Origin of the sequence: Legionella yabuuchiae (assembly GCF_900640115.1) — a bacterium.
Taxonomy (GTDB): Bacteria; Pseudomonadota; Gammaproteobacteria; order Legionellales; family Legionellaceae; genus Legionella_A; species Legionella_A yabuuchiae.
Genome location: NZ_CAAAIW010000001.1, coordinates 148068 through 169189 on the forward strand (window position 1 = coordinate 148068; position 21122 = coordinate 169189).

The following is a 21122-nucleotide window of genomic DNA, read 5'->3' on the forward strand; positions in this document are numbered from 1 at the left end:
AAGGAGTTAAGCAATGAATGCATATCATCAAGAAAACCCCTGCGGACTGAATGGGTTTGCTTTTTTAGAATTTTCTGGCCCAGACAAGCAAGCGTTACACCGCCAATTTTCCCAGTTGGGATTTCAGCCTATTGCAAACCATAAGCAAGAAGAGATTACTCTATATCAACAAGGTCATATTCGTTTTATTTTAAATGGCGCAAAGCATTGTCAGGCCGAAGAGCATGCAACGATTCACGGACCTGGTGCTTGTGCTATGGGATTTCGAGTTCATGATGCTGAAGCTGCGTTAGATTATGCCCTAAGCCATGGTGCTATCCGTTTTAATGACTGCAAACATGCTCATCACGGACTTCCAGCAATCCAAGCTATAGGAGGAAGCGTTATCTATTTTGTCGATAACACTCATCAACCTTTTTCAAAAGAATGGTCTGAACTTAATTACGATACAACCCTTCCCAAATCTGCTGATCTCATTGACATTGATCACTTAACACATAATGTTTTTCGTGGAAATATGGATAAGTGGGCGAATTTTTATCAGTCTATTTTTAACTTCCAAGAAATTCGATTTTTTGACATAAAAGGTAAAATGACCGGGTTAGTCAGTCGCGCACTAGCAAGCCCCTGCGGTAAAATCAAAATTCCATTAAATGAATCAAAAGATGATAAATCACAAATTGAAGAGTTTTTACATGAATACGAAGGCGAAGGGATTCAGCATGTGGCATTAACCACCAATAATATTTATGACGCAGTGAAGAAACTTCGCAAAAATGGTGTCTCATTCTTGGATGTTCCAGATACCTATTATGAAATGATTGACGATCGTATCCCCTGGCAACAAGAACCCATTAACCACCTCAAAGAACAAAAGATACTTATTGACGGTGAGCGTGACCCAAAGCATGGACTGCTGTTGCAAATTTTTACTGAGAATTTATTTGGACCAGTGTTTTTTGAAATTATCCAGCGCAAAGGAAATGAAGGATTTGGCGAAGGGAACTTTCAAGCCCTATTTGAAGCGATTGAGCGGGATCAAATACGCCGGGGAACACTACAAGAGACACCACAGTAAGTTAAGCAGAAACATGTCATCCTCGCGATGGCAGAGCCATTATCATGCTATAGTTATTTTTTACTAAGGAAGACTTATGAAGCTAGCGTCATTAAAATCTCCTCAATCACGAGATGGAACACTATGTGTAGTCAATAAGTCATTAACGAAGGCGATTCTTGTGGAAGCAATCGCTCCTACGTTGCAATACGCTTTAGAACATTGGACCTTAATTGAAGAGCCTTTAAGCACGATTTATAAAGAGTTAAATGCTGATCGCTTCCCGGATGCATTTTCCTTTGAGCCGGAACAATTCGCCTCTCCTCTTCCTCGAGCTTATCAGTGGGCAGATGCTAGTGCTTATGTGAATCATGTCGAACTGGTTCGCAAAGCTCGAGGCGCTGAAATGCCTAAGAACTTTTGGACTGATCCGTTGATGTATCAAGGCGGATCTGATTGCTTTTTAGGCCCTTGTGATCCAATTCTCGTTGCCAGTGAACAGTATGGGATTGATTTTGAAGCGGAAGTCGCTGTAATCACAAAGGATGTTGAAATGGGTATCGATTCTAATGACGCAGCTGATCGTATAGTGCTTTTGATGCTGGTTAATGATGTGTCGCTACGAAATTTAATTCCAAATGAAATTGCTAAAGGATTCGGATTTTTTCAATCTAAACCTGCGAGCAGCTTTTCACCAGTCGCAGTAACTCCTGATGAATTAGGGGACAAATGGGACGGTGAGCGTGTTCATTTACCTTTGCTGAGTTATCTAAACAATACTTTATTTGGTCAGCCCAATGCAGGCGCTGACATGACCTTTTCATTTCCTGAATTGATAAGCCATGCAGCTAAAACTAGAAAGCTCTGTGCGGGAACTATTATTGGATCAGGGACGGTATCAAATATCGACCGAAGCAAAGGATCATCGTGCATTGCTGAACGACGGATGCTTGAGGTGCTAGAAAAAGGGGATCCAATAACACCATTTATGCAATTTGGTGACACGATAAAGATTGAAATGAAGAATTCTCATGGGGAAAGTATTTTTGGTGCAATCGATCAAACGGTGCAGGAAATTAAAAAACCGATTTAGAAATTATTTGAACTATCTTAGCAAGCGATGACAGATTGAACTAGACTTTGGGCTAAGCAATGATTATCTAGCTATAAGGAAGCATCGTGAAATTATATGATTACTATCGTTCTTCAGCGAGTTATCGTGTGAGAATCGCTTTAAATTTAAAGCAAGTAAGCTATGATTCCATTCCTATTCATTTGGTCAATCATGGCGGCGAACAACACCATCCAAATTATTTAATCCTTAATCCCCAAGGATTGGTTCCTACGCTTGTAGAAAATGGGCATGTACTAACTCAATCCTTAGCGATTATTGAGTATTTGAATGAGATTATCCCTGAGCCGCCTCTGTTGCCACAAAGTCCCCTTGAGCGAGCCAATGCTCGCAGCCTTGCTTATATTATTGCTTGTGATATCCACCCGTTAAACAATTTGCGCGTATTAAATGAACTCCGAACTCTATTGTCGGCAACCGACGATGATATTAATCAGTGGTACCACTTATGGCTTAAAAAAGGATTTGAAAGTATTGAAAATCGTCTGCAGCAGCTTTCAAGAAAAAAACCAGTTTGTGTCGGTAAAGAAGTATCGATTGCTGATATCTGTTTAATTCCACAGATCTATAATGCCAAACGGTTTAACCTGTCGCTGGATGAATACCCTTTAATTAATGAAATTAACAATTTCTGCTTAACCATACCAGAATTTTCAAATGCATCCCCTGAACATCAGAAACAATCAGGGTAAACGCATCTAAACGCACATTGTCGATTCAAAATGCCTACTTTCAGCGTTTTATGCGCGGAATCCAGTTTCGACATTTATCCAAGATCGTATGGATGCCGTGCATAAAGCACGGCACGTGGGCAAAAGAACCCTTTACACCCTGAGAAAACAATAAACCCGCTTGTACAAGCGGGTTTATTGTATTTATTGCGATAAAAGCGTTAGAAAAAAGTATATTCCATATGCTCATTAGGAATATATAAGTAAAACCCTTTGGTTAAGAGAAATACTCCAACGACCACCATGACTACGGCAACAACATAATACCAGGGACTTAAGTAAACTTTTTTTGCCCAAGCAGTCATTTTTACTGGGAAAGACAGCCAAAAAACAGATTTAATGAGGATGAACCAAGATAGGATGGTTACAACAACACGAGGTTCCCAGGACCATAAATTATGAATCACAACCAGTAAAATACCGAGCATTAATCCAAAAGACGCCCCGATTGCAATAGCGGGATCAAATGGATCAAGACGCAATATTAAGTCGCGGTAATATTTTGTTCGACTTACCATGATAATTGCCATAATTACCAGGAAAAGTCCAAATACTTGAGAAAGTACGAATGTATGAAAAAGTGCACCGAACATGTTAAGCTCCCTGCTTATTTTCCTATTTATAATTAAAGACCTAAATAATCTTTTTTGCAAACTACCGACTAATGACTAAAACCAGGCTTTTGCAATGTTAACGTTTGTAGATCCACTGGGTACATATTTCAACATACTCCATATTGCCTTACATCGCTGTAGATGTCCAATTAAAATTGAGGCATCTTGACAACGATAGTGAACTGGCAATCCATTGATGACCTCTTCATTATCATCATCTGAAATACAGCGCATGCCGTTGGCAAGTTCTACCGCCCATGGGTATGTGCGCGCCATATCAAGCCTTAAATGACTGCGCTCATCCAATGAGGTACTCGTAATTATCTTTACTGCCTTATCACTCCAGGGTGACTCAGTACACATTACTTCATTAGATGAGCCAAAGCGTTTTGTAAAACAAGGATCAAATGCTTTTCCAGATGCATAACATCGCCAAGCATCTTCGCGTTTTATCTTATGCGATTGATCGCGGCAGTGACCGTGTAACACACGACCAACTTTCGGAGCTGGGTGATGCTCAGATCCTGCATAGGGTCTATATAAATGCAAGGCTGTGTCACTGAATGCTCCTTGAGATACAACCCATAAAATGATAACTACTAGGATTTCTAACCCTTTTACCATGTCTTTTCTCATGCTTCTCCCGCTATAATTGTTGGTCAGAGCAAGACCATGAGTGTCTTAAAAAATTAATCTGCTATTAATTGTAATATTTTCAGCGCTTATGCTCTTCCCATTGTTGGTGAAAGATTTAGGTTTAGTGTATTATTACTCATAAGATCTATACTCCGTGAGCTTTCAGTTTTTAGGCGCCTTTATTTTTTTGCCCTGACGCATTTTAAAAAATGCTAATAAGAGCTCATTCGCTTGCGAGTTTTTTAGAAAAGAAAAAGCATAAATCACGCATTTTGAAAGATCGCGGGTATATAATCAATAGTATAATAGTGTCGATACGATTCGACTCATTCAAGAGATTATTTGCAAGATGTCCTAAACGCAATGGCGCTTAATTAATTTTTTGCTGAGTACTTCACGTTCGTATTGTTATGACCGTCTTGGGGGCTCCCCAAACATTTCGTGGCTAACATCAGAAAGATGCACGTCCATTATTGCAAAACCGCGTGCGGCTGAAGCAATCTAGGAGTTGGCTACGATCTCTGGATTGTCATACCAGCTTCTCTGGTTACAATGACAGAGAACGCATTAGGAGAACTAATTGATGTTCTTTAGTTTAATTGGAGTTAATTCATGAGCAATGTATTTACTATTAAAGAATGTTTAGAAGGTGAAATTAAAATTGATGAACTCGTTACGGTAAAAGGTTGGGTTAAAACTCGTCGCGACTCAAATGCCGGACTCTCTTTTATCAGCTTGCACGATGGTTCTTGCTTTTCACCCATCCAAATTGTTGCTCCAAATACGTTAGCCAACTACCAAGATGAAGTATTGAAGCTCACGACAGGTTGTTCCATGATTGCAACCGGACGATTGGTCGTCTCGCAAGGAAAAGGGCAAAGTTTTGAAATTCAAGCCGAGAACATTCAACCTGTTGGTTGGGTTGAGAATCCAGATACGTATCCAGTCCAAGCGAAGCGACATACCTTAGAATTTTTACGTGAAGTTGCACACCTTCGACCGAGAACCAATACCATTAGTGCTGTCGCTCGTGTTCGTAACACGCTCTCTCAGGCGATTCATCGATTTTTCCATGAGCGCGGCTATATTTGGGTACACACTCCAATCATTACAGCCAGTGACTGCGAAGGTGCCGGCGAATTATTCCGCGTGAGCACCCTTGATTTGATGAATCTACCCAAACAAGAAAATGGCAAAATTGACTTTAGTGAAGATTTTTTTGGCCGTGAGACTTTTTTAACCGTTTCTGGTCAGCTTAACGCAGAAGCCTATTGCCTGGCCATGTCCAAAGTTTATACTTTTGGACCCACATTTCGCGCCGAAAACTCCAATACCAGTCGTCATCTAGCTGAGTTTTGGATGGTAGAGCCTGAGTTAGCTTTTGCTGATTTAAATGATATCTGTCATTTAAGCCAAGAGATGCTGCGGTATTTATGCAAAACAGTATTGGAAGAACGCAGTGACGATATGAATTTTTTCAATCAATTTGTTTCGCAAGGCTGCATTGAGCGCTTAGAACATATTATTGATTCAAGCTTTGAAATCATGACTTATAGCGATGCCATCAAAGCGCTTGAGACAGCAAATAAAACCTTTGAATTTCCGGTGAGCTGGGGGCTGGATTTACAATCTGAGCATGAACGCTATCTTGCAGAAGAGCTTTGTAAAAAGCCAGTAATCATTACAAATTATCCAAAAGAAATAAAAAGTTTTTACATGCGTTTAAATGACGATGAAAGAACCGTTGCAGCTATGGATGTTTTAGCTCCTGGTATTGGAGAAATTATTGGCGGAAGCCAACGTGAAGAACGCTTGTCAATTCTAGATAAACGCATGGATGAGTGTGAATTAGATAAAGAATTTTATAACTGGTACCGTGATTTACGCCGTTATGGAACGGTTCCTCATGCAGGATTTGGCCTAGGGTTGGAGCGCTTGGTAAGCTACGTCACAGGAGTTAGCAACGTTCGAGATGTGATTCCATTCCCAAGAACACCTGGTCACGCAGAATATTAATTTGGGGGACTCTGCCGCATTTTAAACAGGGAAAGTAATGACTCATTCCCACGCGAGTTTTTAAAATGCGGCAGGACAAAGAAGAAAAAGCATAAACCACGCATTTTAAAGTATCTTCGCTATAAGCAAATCCTCTCAACTCCAACAGCCTAAATCTTTCGTAACCCCAGTTCGGAGTTTTTATGCTTTAGAAGCAAGCAAAATCAAGGCGTACGAGGCAAAATTAAATAAAAAGCGCAGGAAGAGCCGCGCTAATTTGAGCCTTTTTATTTGATTTTAACGAAGTAATCCTTGATTTGGCGCAGCTTATTAAGCATAAAAATTCCGAACTAGGGTTTTCGTATTTACTCACTTGAAAAAAGTAGCTAAGCTGAAGATTAATGACTTGTTGGGGCACGTATTTATGGAACTGATACACCTTTTGCAAGACGCGCTAAAATCGTACCCGCTAGTAACCAGAGAGCAATTGAATCATCTTAAACAAGCATGGACATCAGATCTAACGAGACTAAGCCGTATGAGCTTTTTCAAAGGCAGATTGTCAAGGAATGAGCAAAAGAAACACTATGGTTTAAATAAGAAAATTGATTTTCTTTCTAATTTAGTGGATCAGGTTGGTGAAGAGCCTAAGTCACTTGGTGCGATTTTGTTTCAAGAGGTGTTTCCAGATGAAATCTATCAAGCTCAAGTCATTGCGGATTATTTGGAAAATCAACTCATTTACGAAGAAGGTTTTTTGCCTATGCTAATGGGCATGCAACTGGAATCCTTTGATCCCCCTCAATTTGCAGGATGCATTTTGTATCTATTACGCCAGGGATACACTGCGGAAACACTCCTACAATCGGGAATCTTCCATCGCTTTTTTATGAATCATTATTCCAATTCGGAGGAGATTAGTAACGTCTATAGAATATTGGCTTCTGAAGATCTCCAACAAGAGGATTGTTATGGTGAAATATTTAAATTATTACAAAACACTACTGCCATTAGAGCAAGCAAAAGAAAAATAATGCGTCAACATGCCTTAAATGGGGAAACATCACACTGGTTTATTCCATGCAAAGTCGAAAGTCCACGTTTTTTGCCAAGTAATTCCAAACAAAACCTCAATAGTTTGTATTTAATTTTTGGACAAGCGTTTTATGTTTATTTATTAGGCAGACGAACTCCGTTTATTAACAATGTGATGGAGACATGGCTTAAAGAAACCACCCAGAAGATGGGACCGCAGGTTTTGAAGCGTATATATCGCTTTATTAATACAAAAATTGCTGAAGAAAAGCGAGTTCGACTGTTAGATAAATTTGGGAGTTTTCTCAAGTTGGATCAGGTGCGTCCACTTTTACTGGATTCTGAAGTTGCCTGGATGGTGTTGGTTTCTATGGAGGCATTGCTGGATAAGCAGCCTAAACAGTACTTAGAACAATTGTCTGTTTTGCCAATTACCACAACAAATTACCGATACGCCGCCCTATATACCGAGGCTTATGTTCTTCAATCGTATCTAAAACCAATCCTGTTTCAGTTTTTTCAATTATTTTTAAAACAACCATCTCTAGTAGACGATGAAATGGAGCCGATTGTATTGAAGTTACAGAAATTTCCTGAAACATTCGAATGGTGCAGCATGGAAATCCAATTGTTGCGCGATGAGTTAGAACAATGCATTTGTGCGGAAAATTCTCTTAACTTGGAACGGTACCAATTAATTTTTGATAGGTATCGGAGGCATTCTTCGAAAACAAGTCTTTTAATGAGTTTGACGAATCAAAATTTGCACTATCCTTGCAATGATTTTCAGTTACAGGCGCTTATCATTCATTTGTTATTTAAACTGGATCCTGCAATTGATATCCATGCTTGTTTAAACCTTATGCACTCTGAAGAGCAATATCGTTTAAACCATTATTCGAAAGAGAGTTTAACACTTGCAAAATGTCGAACTTTGTATCAAGTCTTGGCCGACGTAGATGATCAAGAGCTGCACCGTTCTATCATTGACTTATTAACCACATCATTTAACATGCCTTATTGGCATGATCAACGATTGAGCGATGGTTCTTTTCTACGAGATAGAGCGCTTCAGAATGGGAATGAATCCATTTTAAACTTCTATTTTTCTAAAGACATGGAGGATGAAACACGCATGCAGGTTCTTCATGATATAGAAACCGATTTGCTCAAGAGAAAAAATCAGAACGTATTGCATTTTGTCAGCCAAAACCCACAAGCATTAAAAGCCGCGTTATTACTTTACCCTGAGCATATGCGATCTGAGATATTAACTCGAAGAGATGGCCAAGATCGTACGATATTTGATTTAATCTCCTCATTGCCTCATGCATTAGAAGTTGTTATTTCGGTATTGCCAGCCCATGAACGCGCACATTGGCTCGCGGAGGAAATAGTCTCTTCTAACCGGACGGTCTTGCACTATTTGCAGCATGCTTCTCAAGTGTTGCAACAGGTCTTGTATCATCTTTCAGAGCAAGAACGCTATCAGATTTTAAAGAAAAAATTTCATGGTCAACCGATCTTTTTGCATCATCTGGCCAAGAGCCATCCAGAAGCCTTTTTTGCCGCTTTTGAAACCCTCACTCGACATCAGAAAATAGATGCTCTGGCCTTGAATGATTCAAGATTTGGTTCATTAGCGTTTTATTTATCTGATATTGCTTGTGTCGATTTTTTAAATATTTTGATTAAAATGACTGAGCATGAACAGTCTCGTGTCTTGTCTTTGCGAAACAGCGATTACATGCCGCTTGTACATTATCTTTTTGCAGACCACCTGGAAGTAATGCAAGATTTTTGGCAAAGTCTTTCTGAGTCCTTACGTTTGCAGATCCTGGGGATATACGATGAGGAAAATCTAAACTTATTAGAGTTTTCGATTCGCTATTACCCCAAAGCCCTTATCTTCATTTTAAATCCATTTTCAGAAGCGAAACGTGAGGCGTTGCTTTTACGAAATGATGAATATGGCTTTAATTTAATGAGTCTGATCGCTGACTCATATAGGGTGGATCTATTGCATGTCGTGTTATCTCTTTTGCCTGGAAAATCTTTTCTAGTTTGGGATAAACCAAAAATGTATGTGTCTTTTACTACAGATAGCTTGGATTTAAGTCATCGAATTCCTCGTGATAAAACAGCAAGGGAGGTTCTTGAGTTATTAAAAACAATCCCTCCTCATATACGACATTTAGATTTAAGCAACATCGAATTGCATCCGCAAGAGCAACAGAAATTTTCGCCAAAAAACATTCTGAAAGCCATTCCAATCAGCGTGCAATATGTGGCTTTTGAAGGGCACACGTTTAAAAATATACAATACCTACCGAAAGCACGTCACTTTTCGAACGTTGAACCAACTTTTTTTAACAGAGAATCTTATCACGGGGGATTACACAGAATGAATTCCACTGGAAATTTGTCTCCGAATTTATGAGATTGATGCGGTTCTTAGCCACTGATCCTCGGAGCAGTGCTTATCCTGCTTCAAGTAATTGACCCTCTTGCAAGTGCATTACTCTATCCATACGCTTGGCTAAGTTTGTATCATGAGTGACAATAACCAGCGCAGTTTGTAATTTTCTATTCAAGTCCAACATAAGTTCAAACACTTTTACCGCTGTGGCATGATCCAAATTCCCTGTTGGCTCATCGGCCAGAACACATTGAGGCTTATGAATTAAAGCTCTTGCAATAGCGACTCGTTGCCGCTCCCCTCCGGAAAGCTGTGAAGGTTTGTGTTCTTCTCGTGCACTAAGTCCAACTTGATTTAATATATTGCTCGCTTCTTCTCGTGCTTGCGGCACGCTTTTACCGCTCAAAAGTAAAGGCATTGCCACATTTTCCAAAGCGGTGAACTCTGGTAACAAATGATGAAATTGGTAAATAAACCCCAGATTCTTATTTCTTAAATGACATCGTTTTTTTTCTGATAACACTTGCCAGTTTGTGCCTTGGATTAATACCTCCCCTGCACTAGGTTTATCAAGTCCACCAAGCAAATGTAAAAAAGTACTTTTACCAGAGCCTGAAGGGCCAACAACCGCCAGTCGGTCCCCTTTATGAATCGAAAAATCGATTCCTGCTAAGACATCTATGGTTCGATTACCATCATAATAAGATTTTTTTAATTCCCGACAATCAATGACGTGATCATTCATAATGCAAAGCCTCCGCAATGATGGTTTTTGAAGCACGTCTAGCAGGATAGATGGTGGCTAAGAAGCTCATGAATAATGCCACAGCACAAACTAGCCAAAGGTCGCTGAACAATATCTTAGACGGTAAATAGTCAACAAAGTAAATGTTCGAAGACAGGAGCTGTACATTAAATAAAGACTGGAGAAAATTAACAATGGTTGTGGCGTTACTTGCTAAAATCAACCCGCCAATCAAACCAATTATTGTGCCAATAATACCAACAGTCATCCCTTGAACGATGAAAATCCACATGACCGTTGTTGGAGTCGCTCCAATGGTTCTTAAAATCGCAATTTCAGCTTGCTTATCATTGACGACCATAACGAGTGAAGACACTAAGTTAAATGCCGCGACGGCAATGATTAACAAAAGGATTAGAAACATCATGGTTTTTTCCATCTTGACCGCTGAGAAAAACGCACCGAATTGCTCGGTCCAGTTTCCAACTTGATAATCAGGACCCAACTTATGCGCTAGGGTTTCGGATAATTGAGGCGCTTGGTAAATGTTGTTTATTTTCATTTTCAAACCAGTGACTTCATTCCCAAGCTGCAACAGTTTTTGAGCATCTTCAAGGTTTATAAAGGCAAGCTTTGTATCAAAGTTAAATCCGGAACCAGCGGAAAAGACCCCTTTCACAGTAAATCGTTTAAACCTTGGGATCATCCCAGCTGGAGTTACAGTCGCCTGAGGAATCATAATGGTTACTTTATCTCCAATCATGACCCCCAAGCTATCGGCTAATCCTCGTCCCAAAATAATCCCAAAGTGATCTAATTCGTTGACATCCCCGATGATAAGTTTTTCTTGTAGGTGATTCACGTGTTGCTCATATTTAGGGATAATGCCGGTTAAGACAATAGGCAAAACCTCGCCATCATGGGTAAGTAACCCTTGCCCGCCAACATAGGGCGCAACTGCTACAACGCCAGGCGTCTTTTTCACCTCATTAGCCAAAGACTCCCAATTACTTATCTTTCCATCCATTCCAGTCATGGTAATTTCAGGAGCCATGCCAAAAAAGCGCTTATGAATTTCCTCATCAAAACCATTCATAACGGATAGAACCGTAATTAAAACCATCACGCCTAGGCCTATGCCGAGCATCGAGCTTAATGAGATGAACGAAACAAAATGATTCTTTTTTTTAGCGCGGGTATATCGTAACCCGATATATAAAGCCAAAGGCTTGAACATAGACACTTATATTTGATGTGAAAACAGTATTGTAGTTAAAAAAACTACCTTATGGTAGCTTTGCAAAAAATCATTGTTTTGCTTTAGCTGCCGCCTCTATTTGCTGTTGTAGTGTCTTAATTTCATTCTGCAGCTCCGATTCCATTTGTTTCATTTGAGTTTGAGTTTGGGAATTTACTTGTTGAATCTTGGTTTGCAAATCAGATTGCATTTGTTTAATTTGAGTTTGAAATTGTTGATTCAATGTCTGAATTTGATTTTGCTGGGTTTCTTGTAATTTTTGCAGTTGTACTTGGATCTGACTATTTAACATTTGTATTTGTTTCGTGACATTATCATCTGCAAAGCAAGATTGACTCATAAATAACAAAGATGAGCTAACTATTGCTAAGATAGTTTTTTTCATCTCCAACTCCCTTTAATAATTAAGCGTTTTAAATTAAGCTTAACCAAATCACAATAAATAGCAAGAGCACGAAGGTCAGAATACAACGCTCACTTAACCTGGATAATATAGGCTAACTCTTCTAAGTCGAAGACAAACCTTAATATTTCAATGGATAGCTAATCAGGATAGCAATGAATAAAACTGATTCTTTTTATAATTTAGAGACGATTGGAGGACTATTATTATTTGCAACCGCGCTATGTGCGATTGTGATTGCCAATACACCGTTTCGTTTTGCTTATCATGATCTAATTCATCTACCAGTAAATCTCAGTATTGGCGATTTTGAGATTAAAAAGCCCCTACACATCTGGATTAATGATGGACTCATGGCTATCTATTTCATGCTCGTAGGCTTAGAAATTAAGCGTGAAATTCATCGCGGGATCTTAAGCAGCAGAACCAGTGTTGTTGTGCCTGCAGTCACGGCATTTTGCGGATTAGTCGTTCCGGCCATCATTTATGCGGCTATTAATTGGCAAAACCCTCTCTACTTAAGGGGCTGGGCCATTCCAACCGCAACTGATATTGCCTTCACGTTAGGCATCGTCTCTCTCTTAGGAACCAGAGTGCCCTACCAATTAAAAGTGATGCTCACCGCCATTGCTATTTTTGATGATATTGGAGCCATTGCCATCATCGCTGTATTTTTTACTCATAAATTATCCTTAGTTTCATTAAGCATTGCTCTACTGTGCACTTTAATTTTAGTTGGTTTAAACCGCTTTAATTGCAAACGTCTCTCAGTTTACATCGTCGTTGGGGTTATATTGTGGGCAGCCGTATTGAAATCAGGCGTTCATGCGACTCTTGCTGGCATTGTTATTGCTATGACCATTCCTGATAAGCCTGGAGATTCCCTATTAAGTCGGCTTGAAGATGGACTACATCCCTGGGTTGTCTTTTTAATATTACCCCTATTTGCATTGGCCAATGCAGGGGTTACCTTTATTGGGCTGGATCGCGAAATCCTAACTCATCCTATTATCTGGGGAATCATTGCCGGACTCTTTATAGGAAAACAAATTGGAATATTTATACCCCTAAACTATTTCATAAAGCAAGGCAGCTATATCCAGTCTTATAAAAGTTATCAAATCACTACGACCCAAGTATATGGCTTATCTTTAATTTGCGGCGTTGGTTTTACCATGAGCTTGTTCATCGGTTCTCTTGCCTTTACCAACGGCGCTCATCTGATGAATTTTGTTAAAATTGGCGTGGTGGCTGGTTCATTTTTGTCTGCAGTCATGGGTAGTTTGGTCTTTATTTTAACCAAGAATGGAAGGGCTAACTCTTTACAAAATCGAAGCAGTGAACTTACTTCGTAAATAAAATCCTCTGGGCAGTGTCTGGATTTTATTTCCTTCCTTATCATAACCGTAACACAAAGATTTGTTATTAGCTGCTTTCGGCCGTATCTGTAAGTACTCACCCATCCCCGCATGAATTTCTTCCAGCTGACCGGAGACTATCATCCATGACAATTCATTCCAATCCGAGGATAAAATCTGTTCTTGATCCGGATTAGGAGACCATAACATCGCTTTGCCAATTCTTCGCTGATGAAAAAGAATGCTCTTATCCGACTCTATGGGAAGCCATAAGATCCGTTTTAATTTCGCATAACATTGAGATGTTATCCAAGATTCCTGATGAATGGTTAGAAGAGAAATGGAAGTAATAAATGTTGATTCCGCTGGGTTCCCTTGATGATTTAATGGCAACGTTTTAAGTTCGATGCCTAACTCAGTAAAGTCTGGGGTCGCAAGGGTTCCTGCATTGGCCCCTAGCGCCAACTCCACGGCCTGTCCCGTCCACCCCTTACGTGTAGAGGGTGAGCAAGGAATCCTTAGATTTAACTCATAAGCGAGCTGGGCGAGCGTCATGCCCTCAATGTTTTGACATCGATCTAAAAGCTCAGCTTCGCTCTTCGCTGGGGCTTGAATCACTAACATTCTCCTTCAACTCAATACTTAAAGGTGGAATTGGAGGTTTAATTCCAGCGGCTTTAAACTGTGCCATGATCGCAAACAACACCTTAGATCGCACTTCAAATCGAGTATGCTCCTGAACATTAATATAATAGCGGGCTTCAAACTCAATTAATGCATCATCAATCTGTTTCAAAAAAACCTGAGGTGCAGGATTATCTAAAATTTCAGGTATTATCATCAAAACATCTAGAATCAATTGTTGCACCATCACCGGATCGTCACTGCGGCTAACTTTTACTGGAATAACACTCCTGACAACATTATCTTGATGAGTCCAATTCGTAAACGGTTTATTAAACGTTTCGGCATTTGGAATCAGTACTTCCATATTATCCCAAGACGATACTCGCATAGAACGAATGCCAATATGAGCAACTCGCCCTTCATACTCTCCAAGTGTAATTAAGTCACCCTCTCGCACAGGTCGTTCAATTAGTAGCATAATGCCACCAATAATATTACTCGCAAAATCACGAAGTCCAAATCCCATGCCAACAGCAAGTCCCCCAAGGATCATAGACATGCCTGAGAAATCAAGACCAAGGGCTCGCAACGTAATAAACGAACCGATTAAGATAACGCCGTATTGCGTAAAAGCTGATAAGCTATTACGGACGCCAGCATCACGAGCTTTGCGATACAACCATCGGTAGCAAAATTCTCGAGTCCACTTTGAAGCCCATAGAAAAATAAACAGTAAGACCAGAAATTCCAAGAAACTAAATAGCGTAATATGGATACCTGAGAGATTTACAAAAGGGTAGTTTCCAATCACCTTCAAGTGCGTCATCACCCATGAGTCAGAATACCAACCATAGAGTTGAAATAAAACCAATAAACTCAAAAGCCACAGCAGCACTCGAAGAATTTTATCAAACGGCTTCAGTATGACTTCAATCCATAACCAACCATTTCTAAGCGAGGAAATCATCCATTCCGACAATAACTCCAGCGCATCAGCCACTAAACCGCGAGCAACGACATAGCCCGTAATCACCAGTAAGAAATAAGCCTGATAGCGACTCATGGTCCAAGCTAGATTAATGTATCCAATCAATCCAATGACGGCCGTCGTAAGTAACGTGATAGGAATTAAATTCACTAGCAAGACGATTGCGTTTCTAATATAACGTTTTTTAGCCTTAAGAATTGGACGCAATAGGTAAGGAATTACCTCCTTACTTTTCCAAATAACCACAGCCATAGAAAGTAGAAACAGCATAAATAAGCGATTAAAAATATCTTGCATCAGTATGGATAATGGATACTGATGACTAAAGACCATCAATGCAGTAGCCCACCCCCCGGCTACAAATAGCCATCTAAGACGATGATAGAGTTTTACATCTTTCCCAGAAGAGTCGCTAATTCGCTCTAATAACATCAAGCGCGCAATAAGAATCAAGTTACGAAAGGTCAACCAAACAAACGTTAAATTGAGTAGTAGTCGATAATTTCCTACGGTTATGTTGTTTAAGTAGAATAATGCGATCATAAGAGCAACGAAGGTTAACTGCGGAATATTTCGCTTTATCAATACCAACAACCAATCATAAAGATGTCCAGTTAGACGCTGTCGTTCCTTATCCTGGATTAATTTATTTAAGAGCACTCTGAGAGCAAAAGCTACGATTATTATTAAAGACCAAACTCCCCAAAATAGTCCCTTTGACCAAGGGGATTGCCAAGAATAATTATCTAAAAGCTTAACCACCAGTGCCTTGATATAATGATAAAATTTAACTGGAATTTGTAAAAATTCACGAGCAATATCCGGCCAGCTGGTTAAGTGGTATTCCGCTAAGTTTTGACGAATCGCTAATTGTTTTTTTAACTGCTGTTGTTGTTCAATAATCTGATGTTCGAGCTTTAGTTCTCGAGCAGACACTTCTTCAAGACGTTTTTTTATTGCGACTTGTAATCCCTTAAATTTGGTATTCAAAGACTTGTCATTTAAATGTAAGGGCTCATGATCCACGAACACCTGCATTTCAGTTAAGGATTGTTTTATAGCGTTTAACTGAGTAATCGAGTTCCGGGTGGTATTAATAGCCGACTCGAGAGACTTAACATCCTGATTTTTTAACAGCAAGAATTCTGATTTTAGTTGTTTTTTATAGGATTCAAGTTCTGCACTGCGTGTTTGAATCAGGATAATATATTGATTGTTAAGCAAGAGCTTAGCTTCAAGATCAATATTAACGGCCCCATCACTGCCTTTATTTCGTAACGCTTGAATTGTTAAATTGTCTTTATAGAGTTGTGATTTAGTTCGATCAAGCCTTTGAATTCGGTTATTAACTTGTGTGATTTGATTGCTTAAGTCTGTTTCTGCTTTCCATAATCGCAAATCATGTTGCTCAGTTAGCAACAATTTAGTCATTTTTTTGGCTAAAATTAGGTTTTCATGGATTAGATCGATGGTCTTATTGTTTATTTCTAACAAACTGCTGAGCTTCGCTGCCTTTTCTTGAGCTTCAACATCGCTTAATGAACTCAGAGGAGACTGCTGTAATTTTTTTAACTTTTGCGACAACTGCTCTCTGTCTTTTTTTTGATCGGTTAAAAAGTTCTCAAGATTAGCAACTTTAATTTGAGTCACGGCCAATAACGCATCGTTTTGTTGTTTACGCTCAGTAAAATCAATGAGCTTGCTCGGCTCGACAAAGGGCTTAAACGCATTGATCTTGAGCGTTAAAGAAGACTTTTCTTGCGTCAAGTATTCAATAAGTTCACTTCTACCCGCATCGATAGCTGCATTAGCAGAAGAGATAAGAAAAAAGGTAAGGAACAGTAGTAGGGAAAAAAAGTACTGCGGCATGGAGCAACGCCAAGACGTTACTCCAAATAAAAACCAGTTATTTGAGTGATGCCGTTTGTGCAAAGCGTATTCCCAATTCTTTCAGTTGAGCAGCTCCTGCAGGTGCGGGAGCATTCGTTAATAAGCATGAGGCAGATTGGGTTTTCGGGAAAGCAATTACATCACGAATAGAGTTGGAACCCGTTAACAGCATTGCTAAACGATCGACACCCAAGGCAATACCACCATGAGGAGGACATCCATATTGTAATGCGTCTAATAAAAAGCCAAATTTCTCACGAGCTTCCTGGTCCGTGATTCCTAGCATGTTAAAGACCGTCTGTTGCATTTCTTGACGATGAATACGAATCGATCCACCACCAATTTCGTACCCATTGATGACGATATCATAAGCATTGGCTAACGTGCCTATAGGATTGGCTTCTAATGCTTCTGGGGTAGCATTAATAGGCGATGTAAACGGATGATGCATCGGCTGTAATTGATGCGTTTCCATATCCAATTCAAACATAGGCCAATCAACAACCCACAATAAACGCCAGCCTTCTTGGACTAAGCCACAATCATGGCCTAATTTGATCCGAAGTGCGCCCATGGCTTCATTAACAATCTTTTCTTTATCAGCCCCAAAAAATATAACATCCCCTGAATTGGCCTCGACGCGATTTAAGATCGCTTCAATAAGTTCAGGATTTAAGAATTTCAAAATAGGCGATTGCAACCCTTCTAGCCCTGCATCACGATCATTAACTTTAATATACGCCAACCCTTTTGCACCATAAATACCAACGAATTGACCATAATTATCAAGTTCTTTGCGAGTTAACTTGCAGCCATCTGGCAACTTCAGCGCAACCACTCGACCTTCGGGATCATTTGCAGAAAAAGAAAAGACTTTAAATTCACTGTCCATGACAAGATCAGCAATGTCGATCAGTTCCAGCGGTATTCGTAAGTCAGGCTTATCACTACCATAACGTCGCATTGCTTCGGCATAGGTCATTCGTTGTAATTTTTCTGGAAGATCAACCTGTAACAGTTCCTTAAAAACTCTTTTAAGCATGCCTTCAATGGTGCTGATAATGGTTTCTGAATCAATAAACGCCATTTCAAGATCAAGCTGAGTAAATTCAGGCTGACGGTCAGCTCGCAAATCTTCATCCCGAAAGCAGCGAACCACCTGATAATACTTATCAAAACCAGACATCATCAATAATTGTTTAAACAACTGTGGAGATTGAGGAAGCGCATAAAACTCACCAGGATGTACACGCGATGGAACTAAATAATCTCGAGCTCCTTCAGGAGTAGCTTTCGTTAACATGGGTGTTTCTATGTCCAGAAACCCCTTCTCATTTAAGTACTCACGAATGCAACGAACTAAGTTATGACGAAGCGCAAATTTTTCCTGCATCTCAGGACGACGAAGATCTAAATAACGATAACGATAGCGTAAATCTTCACTAACCGCTTGATGCTCATCAGGTAGGATTGGGGGGGTTTGTGATAGATTCAAAATTTCAAGCACCTGCCCTACTATTTCGATATGGCCTGTAGCCATTTTTTCATTGATCATGCCGCCAGGGCGTGGTCGTACTACCCCTTTTACTTGAATTACATATTCATGCCGTAGTGTTTCAGCGATAGCAAACACTTCTTTTTGTTCTGGTTCATAGACAACTTGCACCAGGCCAGAACTGTCTCTGACGTCTAAGAAAATAACGCCACCATGATCACGACGATTATGAACCCACCCGCAGATTGTTACCTCTTTATCAATCATCGCTTCATTAACTTCAGAGCAATAGTGAGTTTTCATAAGACCGCCTATTTCGATATTTGTTGTTCTTTTAAATTAAATGCAGCTGGTGACACAGGCTGCATTACCCCTAGTGAAATAATAAATTTTAATGCTTCATCAATCGTCATTGACAGTTCGATTACATCAGACCGAGGAACCATCATTAAAAATCCAGAGGTTGGATTTGGGGTGGTTGGAATAAATATCGACACCATTTCGTCGCCAGTATGACGTTTAATTTCGGGAGAGGTAACCCCAGTCTGGAATGCAAGACTCCATAGCCCCTTACGTGGATACTCTACCAAAATTACTTTGCGAAACGCTTCACTGTTGGTTGCAAAAATGGCTTGAATAACCTGCTTGGAGGCGTTGTAGATTGAGCGAACCAAAGGGATTTTGTCAAGAATGGTTTCACTCCAGCTCATCAGACGTTGGCCAAAAAAGTTGGTGGCAAGAAGCCCTGTTAATAACAATAATAATAGCGATAACAATACACCAAGCCCCGGCAAATGAATGCCAAACAAGGCTTCAGGTTGGTACGCATCCGGAAGCAGCGCCATCGTTTGGTCTAGAATGTCAATTATAAATCGCAAAATAACGATGGTTGCTAATATTGGCAACCAAACCACCAAACCGGCTAAGAGATAGCTGCGAATCGATTTACTTTTCAATCCTTTTCACCTTGTGTTTTCGTAGAGGAGTTCGCTGAACTTGATGCCTGCTTCTCACTTACTCCAGATTCAGAAGATTTACTAGCATCTGACGATTTAGGTTGCCCCTTATTCTTAAAATCGGTCACATACCATCCTGTGCCTTTCAACTGAAACCCCGCAGCAGAAACTAATCGCTCAGCCGTATTCATCAAGCACTTCGGACACTGTTTTTCGGGAACATCACTAATTTTTTGCATTAAATCAAACAAATGATGACAATTAGAACATTCATACTCATAGATTGGCATCAAAACACTCCTCTAAGCAAAAAAAGAAAAAACTGGCGACAACATTTTAACAAAATGAGCAACCAATATCCAGAAAGTAACGTTAAATTATATAGAAGTCTAGGCGGGTAAACAATAGAGGCAATAGGCAGTTATCTCTGTACATGACAAAAAACCTGTCATGTACAGAGATCAGTTATGAACAAGTGTAAATAGAGGTCAGATGCAGGCGAAGCCGTAATTCGGGGATTTTGCCTTTCCGCTGACTCTGCTAAAAAGTTGTTTATCTTGAAATGGACTCTGCCAATTAGAAATTGGCAGACAGCTTTATAGCGGTTTATAATCGAGTTCGATCAGCGCTTAATTGATCTACCTAAAAACTTAATTAAAAAAGGAGGTGGTATACAGATCGCTTACAGTATCCAAGCGAAGCATGCTAAAGCATAAACGGCCTTTTAATTTTGTTATTTACAAATAGTTGAACACCCCTGCCCTTTCTTTTTTCATTTTTTTGGTATAGTCGATGAGTGTCACGCAATATTAAAGCAATACGCTCGTCATCTTCTTGGCAATGATACTCTAAATAAATTAAACTAGTATTTACTAAAGTGTCCTTTAGCGAAAGCAGTATTTCATACTCGCATCCCTGAGTATCTAGCTTTATCAAATCATAATATTCTATATCGTTTACAGCTAGGGTTAATGATGAATTGACAATGATTACTTTTTTTTCAATAGCCTCACCAAGGTCATTTTTATCCAGTTCATTATTGTAGTGTTCTTTTTTAATCGTACCCCATAAATTCCATAATAGGTCTGGAGATTGAAATAAGGTACTTTCGCTATTTTTATTACTCAAACCTACTTGATAACAGTGAATATTATTATATTTTTTAGTGGTTTCCTTAAGAATTTTAAAAATATCAGGATCAGGTTCATAAGCATATATATGGGCTTTAGGATAGTACTGTTGGAAATATATTGCCGTGGTTCCTATATGTGCACCAGCATCTAAAATAGTCTTTATGTCATGGATGAACGGTTGAATGGGATAATCGTTTTCTAAAGATGAAATTTTATTATCTTTGGCGCATTTATGAATAAACTCAAGTTGCGATTTTGTATACATGATCATCTCACTGAGTAAAATATTTAAATTGCCGCGAATGTACCCTTTCATCCTTGAAATACTTATTTTAATTACAGTCTATAAAATTTCATTTATCAAATATTTGAATGCCAATCCAAAGCTTAAAATTTAAGCTAAAAAATTTAATCGTTGCCGCATGAGAAATAAAGCTGCAGCTAATTTTCCAAAAACATGCACTATCAAACCTTGATAAGATCTAACTTTACTTGCGATTTGGATACCGGTTTTCTCGTTAACCCAATTAAACAGTGATTCGATAGGTTGGCGTGCTTGCGAAATTGCTGTTGATAACCATTGGTCTGCTGCATCAAGAAAGTTTTGTCCTTTTTCTTTTTTCACAGGAGTTAATAGGATAATATGTTGT

At 39.4% G+C, this 21122-nt stretch carries 18 protein-coding genes; 6 read left to right on the forward strand and 12 right to left on the reverse strand.

The features are described 5' to 3' along the window. Positions 1-13 precede the first annotated feature (13 nt). From hppD to maiA, 3 genes are all read left to right on the forward strand, one after another. Positions 14-1078, forward strand: coding sequence for a 4-hydroxyphenylpyruvate dioxygenase (gene hppD / locus E1O47_RS00655; protein ID WP_133129340.1), 1065 nt, complete (start codon positions 14-16; stop codon positions 1076-1078). Positions 1079-1154: 76 nt separating this feature from the next. Beyond that, entirely contained in the window at positions 1155-2150 is a 996-nt protein-coding gene (locus tag E1O47_RS00660; RefSeq protein ID WP_133129341.1) for a fumarylacetoacetate hydrolase family protein, read from the forward strand. An 86-nt stretch (positions 2151-2236) separates the two neighbouring features. Next, positions 2237-2881 (forward strand): maleylacetoacetate isomerase, encoded by a 645-nt coding sequence (maiA, locus tag E1O47_RS00665; protein WP_133129342.1) that lies wholly within the window; start codon positions 2237-2239, stop codon positions 2879-2881. Positions 2882-3081: 200 nt separating this feature from the next. Here the strand turns inward: maiA and E1O47_RS00670 are convergent, their stop codons facing one another. Together E1O47_RS00670 and E1O47_RS00675 are read right to left on the reverse strand one after the other, a co-directional pair. Continuing rightward, on the reverse strand, positions 3082-3513 hold the full coding sequence (locus E1O47_RS00670) for a hypothetical protein (protein WP_133129343.1): 432 nt from the start codon (positions 3511-3513) through the stop codon (positions 3082-3084). 75 nt (positions 3514-3588) lie between these two features. Next, on the reverse strand, positions 3589-4170 hold the full coding sequence (locus E1O47_RS00675) for a hypothetical protein (protein WP_133129344.1): 582 nt from the start codon (positions 4168-4170) through the stop codon (positions 3589-3591). 612 nt (positions 4171-4782) lie between these two features. On the opposite strand from E1O47_RS00675, the gene asnS reads away from it, so the two are divergent. Beyond that, positions 4783-6186 carry an asparagine--tRNA ligase gene (gene asnS / locus E1O47_RS00680; RefSeq protein WP_133129345.1) on the forward strand — a complete coding sequence of 468 codons (1404 nt, stop codon included), beginning with the start codon at positions 4783-4785 and terminating at the stop codon, positions 6184-6186. Positions 6187-6589: 403 nt separating this feature from the next. Next, the gene (locus tag E1O47_RS00685) at positions 6590-9640 is read left to right on the forward strand and encodes a hypothetical protein (protein WP_133129346.1); all 3051 of its coding nucleotides are present in this window, start codon (positions 6590-6592) and stop codon (positions 9638-9640) included. A gap of 40 nt (positions 9641-9680) precedes the next feature. Here the strand turns inward: E1O47_RS00685 and lolD are convergent, their stop codons facing one another. The 3 genes from lolD to E1O47_RS00700 all read right to left on the reverse strand — a co-directional run bounded on the left by lolD (position 9681) and on the right by E1O47_RS00700 (position 12007). Next, positions 9681-10364, reverse strand: coding sequence for a lipoprotein-releasing ABC transporter ATP-binding protein LolD (gene lolD, locus E1O47_RS00690; protein ID WP_133129347.1), 684 nt, complete (start codon positions 10362-10364; stop codon positions 9681-9683). Further along, the gene (locus E1O47_RS00695) at positions 10357-11601 is read right to left on the reverse strand and encodes a lipoprotein-releasing ABC transporter permease subunit (RefSeq protein WP_133129348.1); all 1245 of its coding nucleotides are present in this window, start codon (positions 11599-11601) and stop codon (positions 10357-10359) included. Before E1O47_RS00695 ends, lolD begins: the two co-directional genes overlap by 8 nt. A 70-nt stretch (positions 11602-11671) precedes the next feature. Next, a complete protein-coding gene (locus E1O47_RS00700; protein WP_133129349.1) occupies positions 11672-12007 on the reverse strand; it encodes a hypothetical protein in 336 nt (111 codons plus the stop codon). A 173-nt stretch (positions 12008-12180) separates the two neighbouring features. Between E1O47_RS00700 and nhaA the strand changes: the two genes are divergently transcribed. Continuing rightward, positions 12181-13380 carry a Na+/H+ antiporter NhaA gene (gene nhaA, locus E1O47_RS00705; protein WP_133129350.1) on the forward strand — a complete coding sequence of 400 codons (1200 nt, stop codon included), beginning with the start codon at positions 12181-12183 and terminating at the stop codon, positions 13378-13380. Here nhaA and mutH read toward each other — a convergent pair. The 7 genes from mutH to E1O47_RS00740 form a co-directional block, all read right to left on the reverse strand. Next, positions 13348-14001 (reverse strand): DNA mismatch repair endonuclease MutH, encoded by a 654-nt coding sequence (gene mutH, locus E1O47_RS00710; RefSeq protein WP_423202740.1) that lies wholly within the window; start codon positions 13999-14001, stop codon positions 13348-13350. The genes nhaA and mutH overlap by 33 nt on opposite strands. Beyond that, positions 13970-16867, reverse strand: coding sequence for a mechanosensitive ion channel domain-containing protein (locus E1O47_RS00715; RefSeq protein WP_133129352.1), 2898 nt, complete (start codon positions 16865-16867; stop codon positions 13970-13972). Before E1O47_RS00715 ends, mutH begins: the two co-directional genes overlap by 32 nt. A gap of 37 nt (positions 16868-16904) precedes the next feature. Next, positions 16905-18686, reverse strand: coding sequence for an aspartate--tRNA ligase (gene aspS, locus E1O47_RS00720; RefSeq protein WP_133129353.1), 1782 nt, complete (start codon positions 18684-18686; stop codon positions 16905-16907). Positions 18687-18694: 8 nt separating this feature from the next. Continuing rightward, a complete protein-coding gene (locus tag E1O47_RS00725; protein WP_133129354.1) occupies positions 18695-19339 on the reverse strand; it encodes a DUF502 domain-containing protein in 645 nt (214 codons plus the stop codon). Next, positions 19336-19629: an FmdB family zinc ribbon protein gene (locus E1O47_RS00730; RefSeq protein WP_133129355.1), complete on the reverse strand. Its 294-nt coding sequence runs from the start codon at positions 19627-19629 to the stop codon at positions 19336-19338. Before E1O47_RS00730 ends, E1O47_RS00725 begins: the two co-directional genes overlap by 4 nt. A 415-nt stretch (positions 19630-20044) precedes the next feature. Continuing rightward, a complete protein-coding gene (locus tag E1O47_RS00735) occupies positions 20045-20737 on the reverse strand; it encodes an FkbM family methyltransferase (RefSeq protein WP_165475005.1) in 693 nt (230 codons plus the stop codon). Between the two features lie 129 nt (positions 20738-20866). Continuing rightward, on the reverse strand, positions 20867-21122 hold a 256-nt coding region (locus E1O47_RS00740; protein ID WP_207384268.1), incomplete at its 5' end, for a hypothetical protein.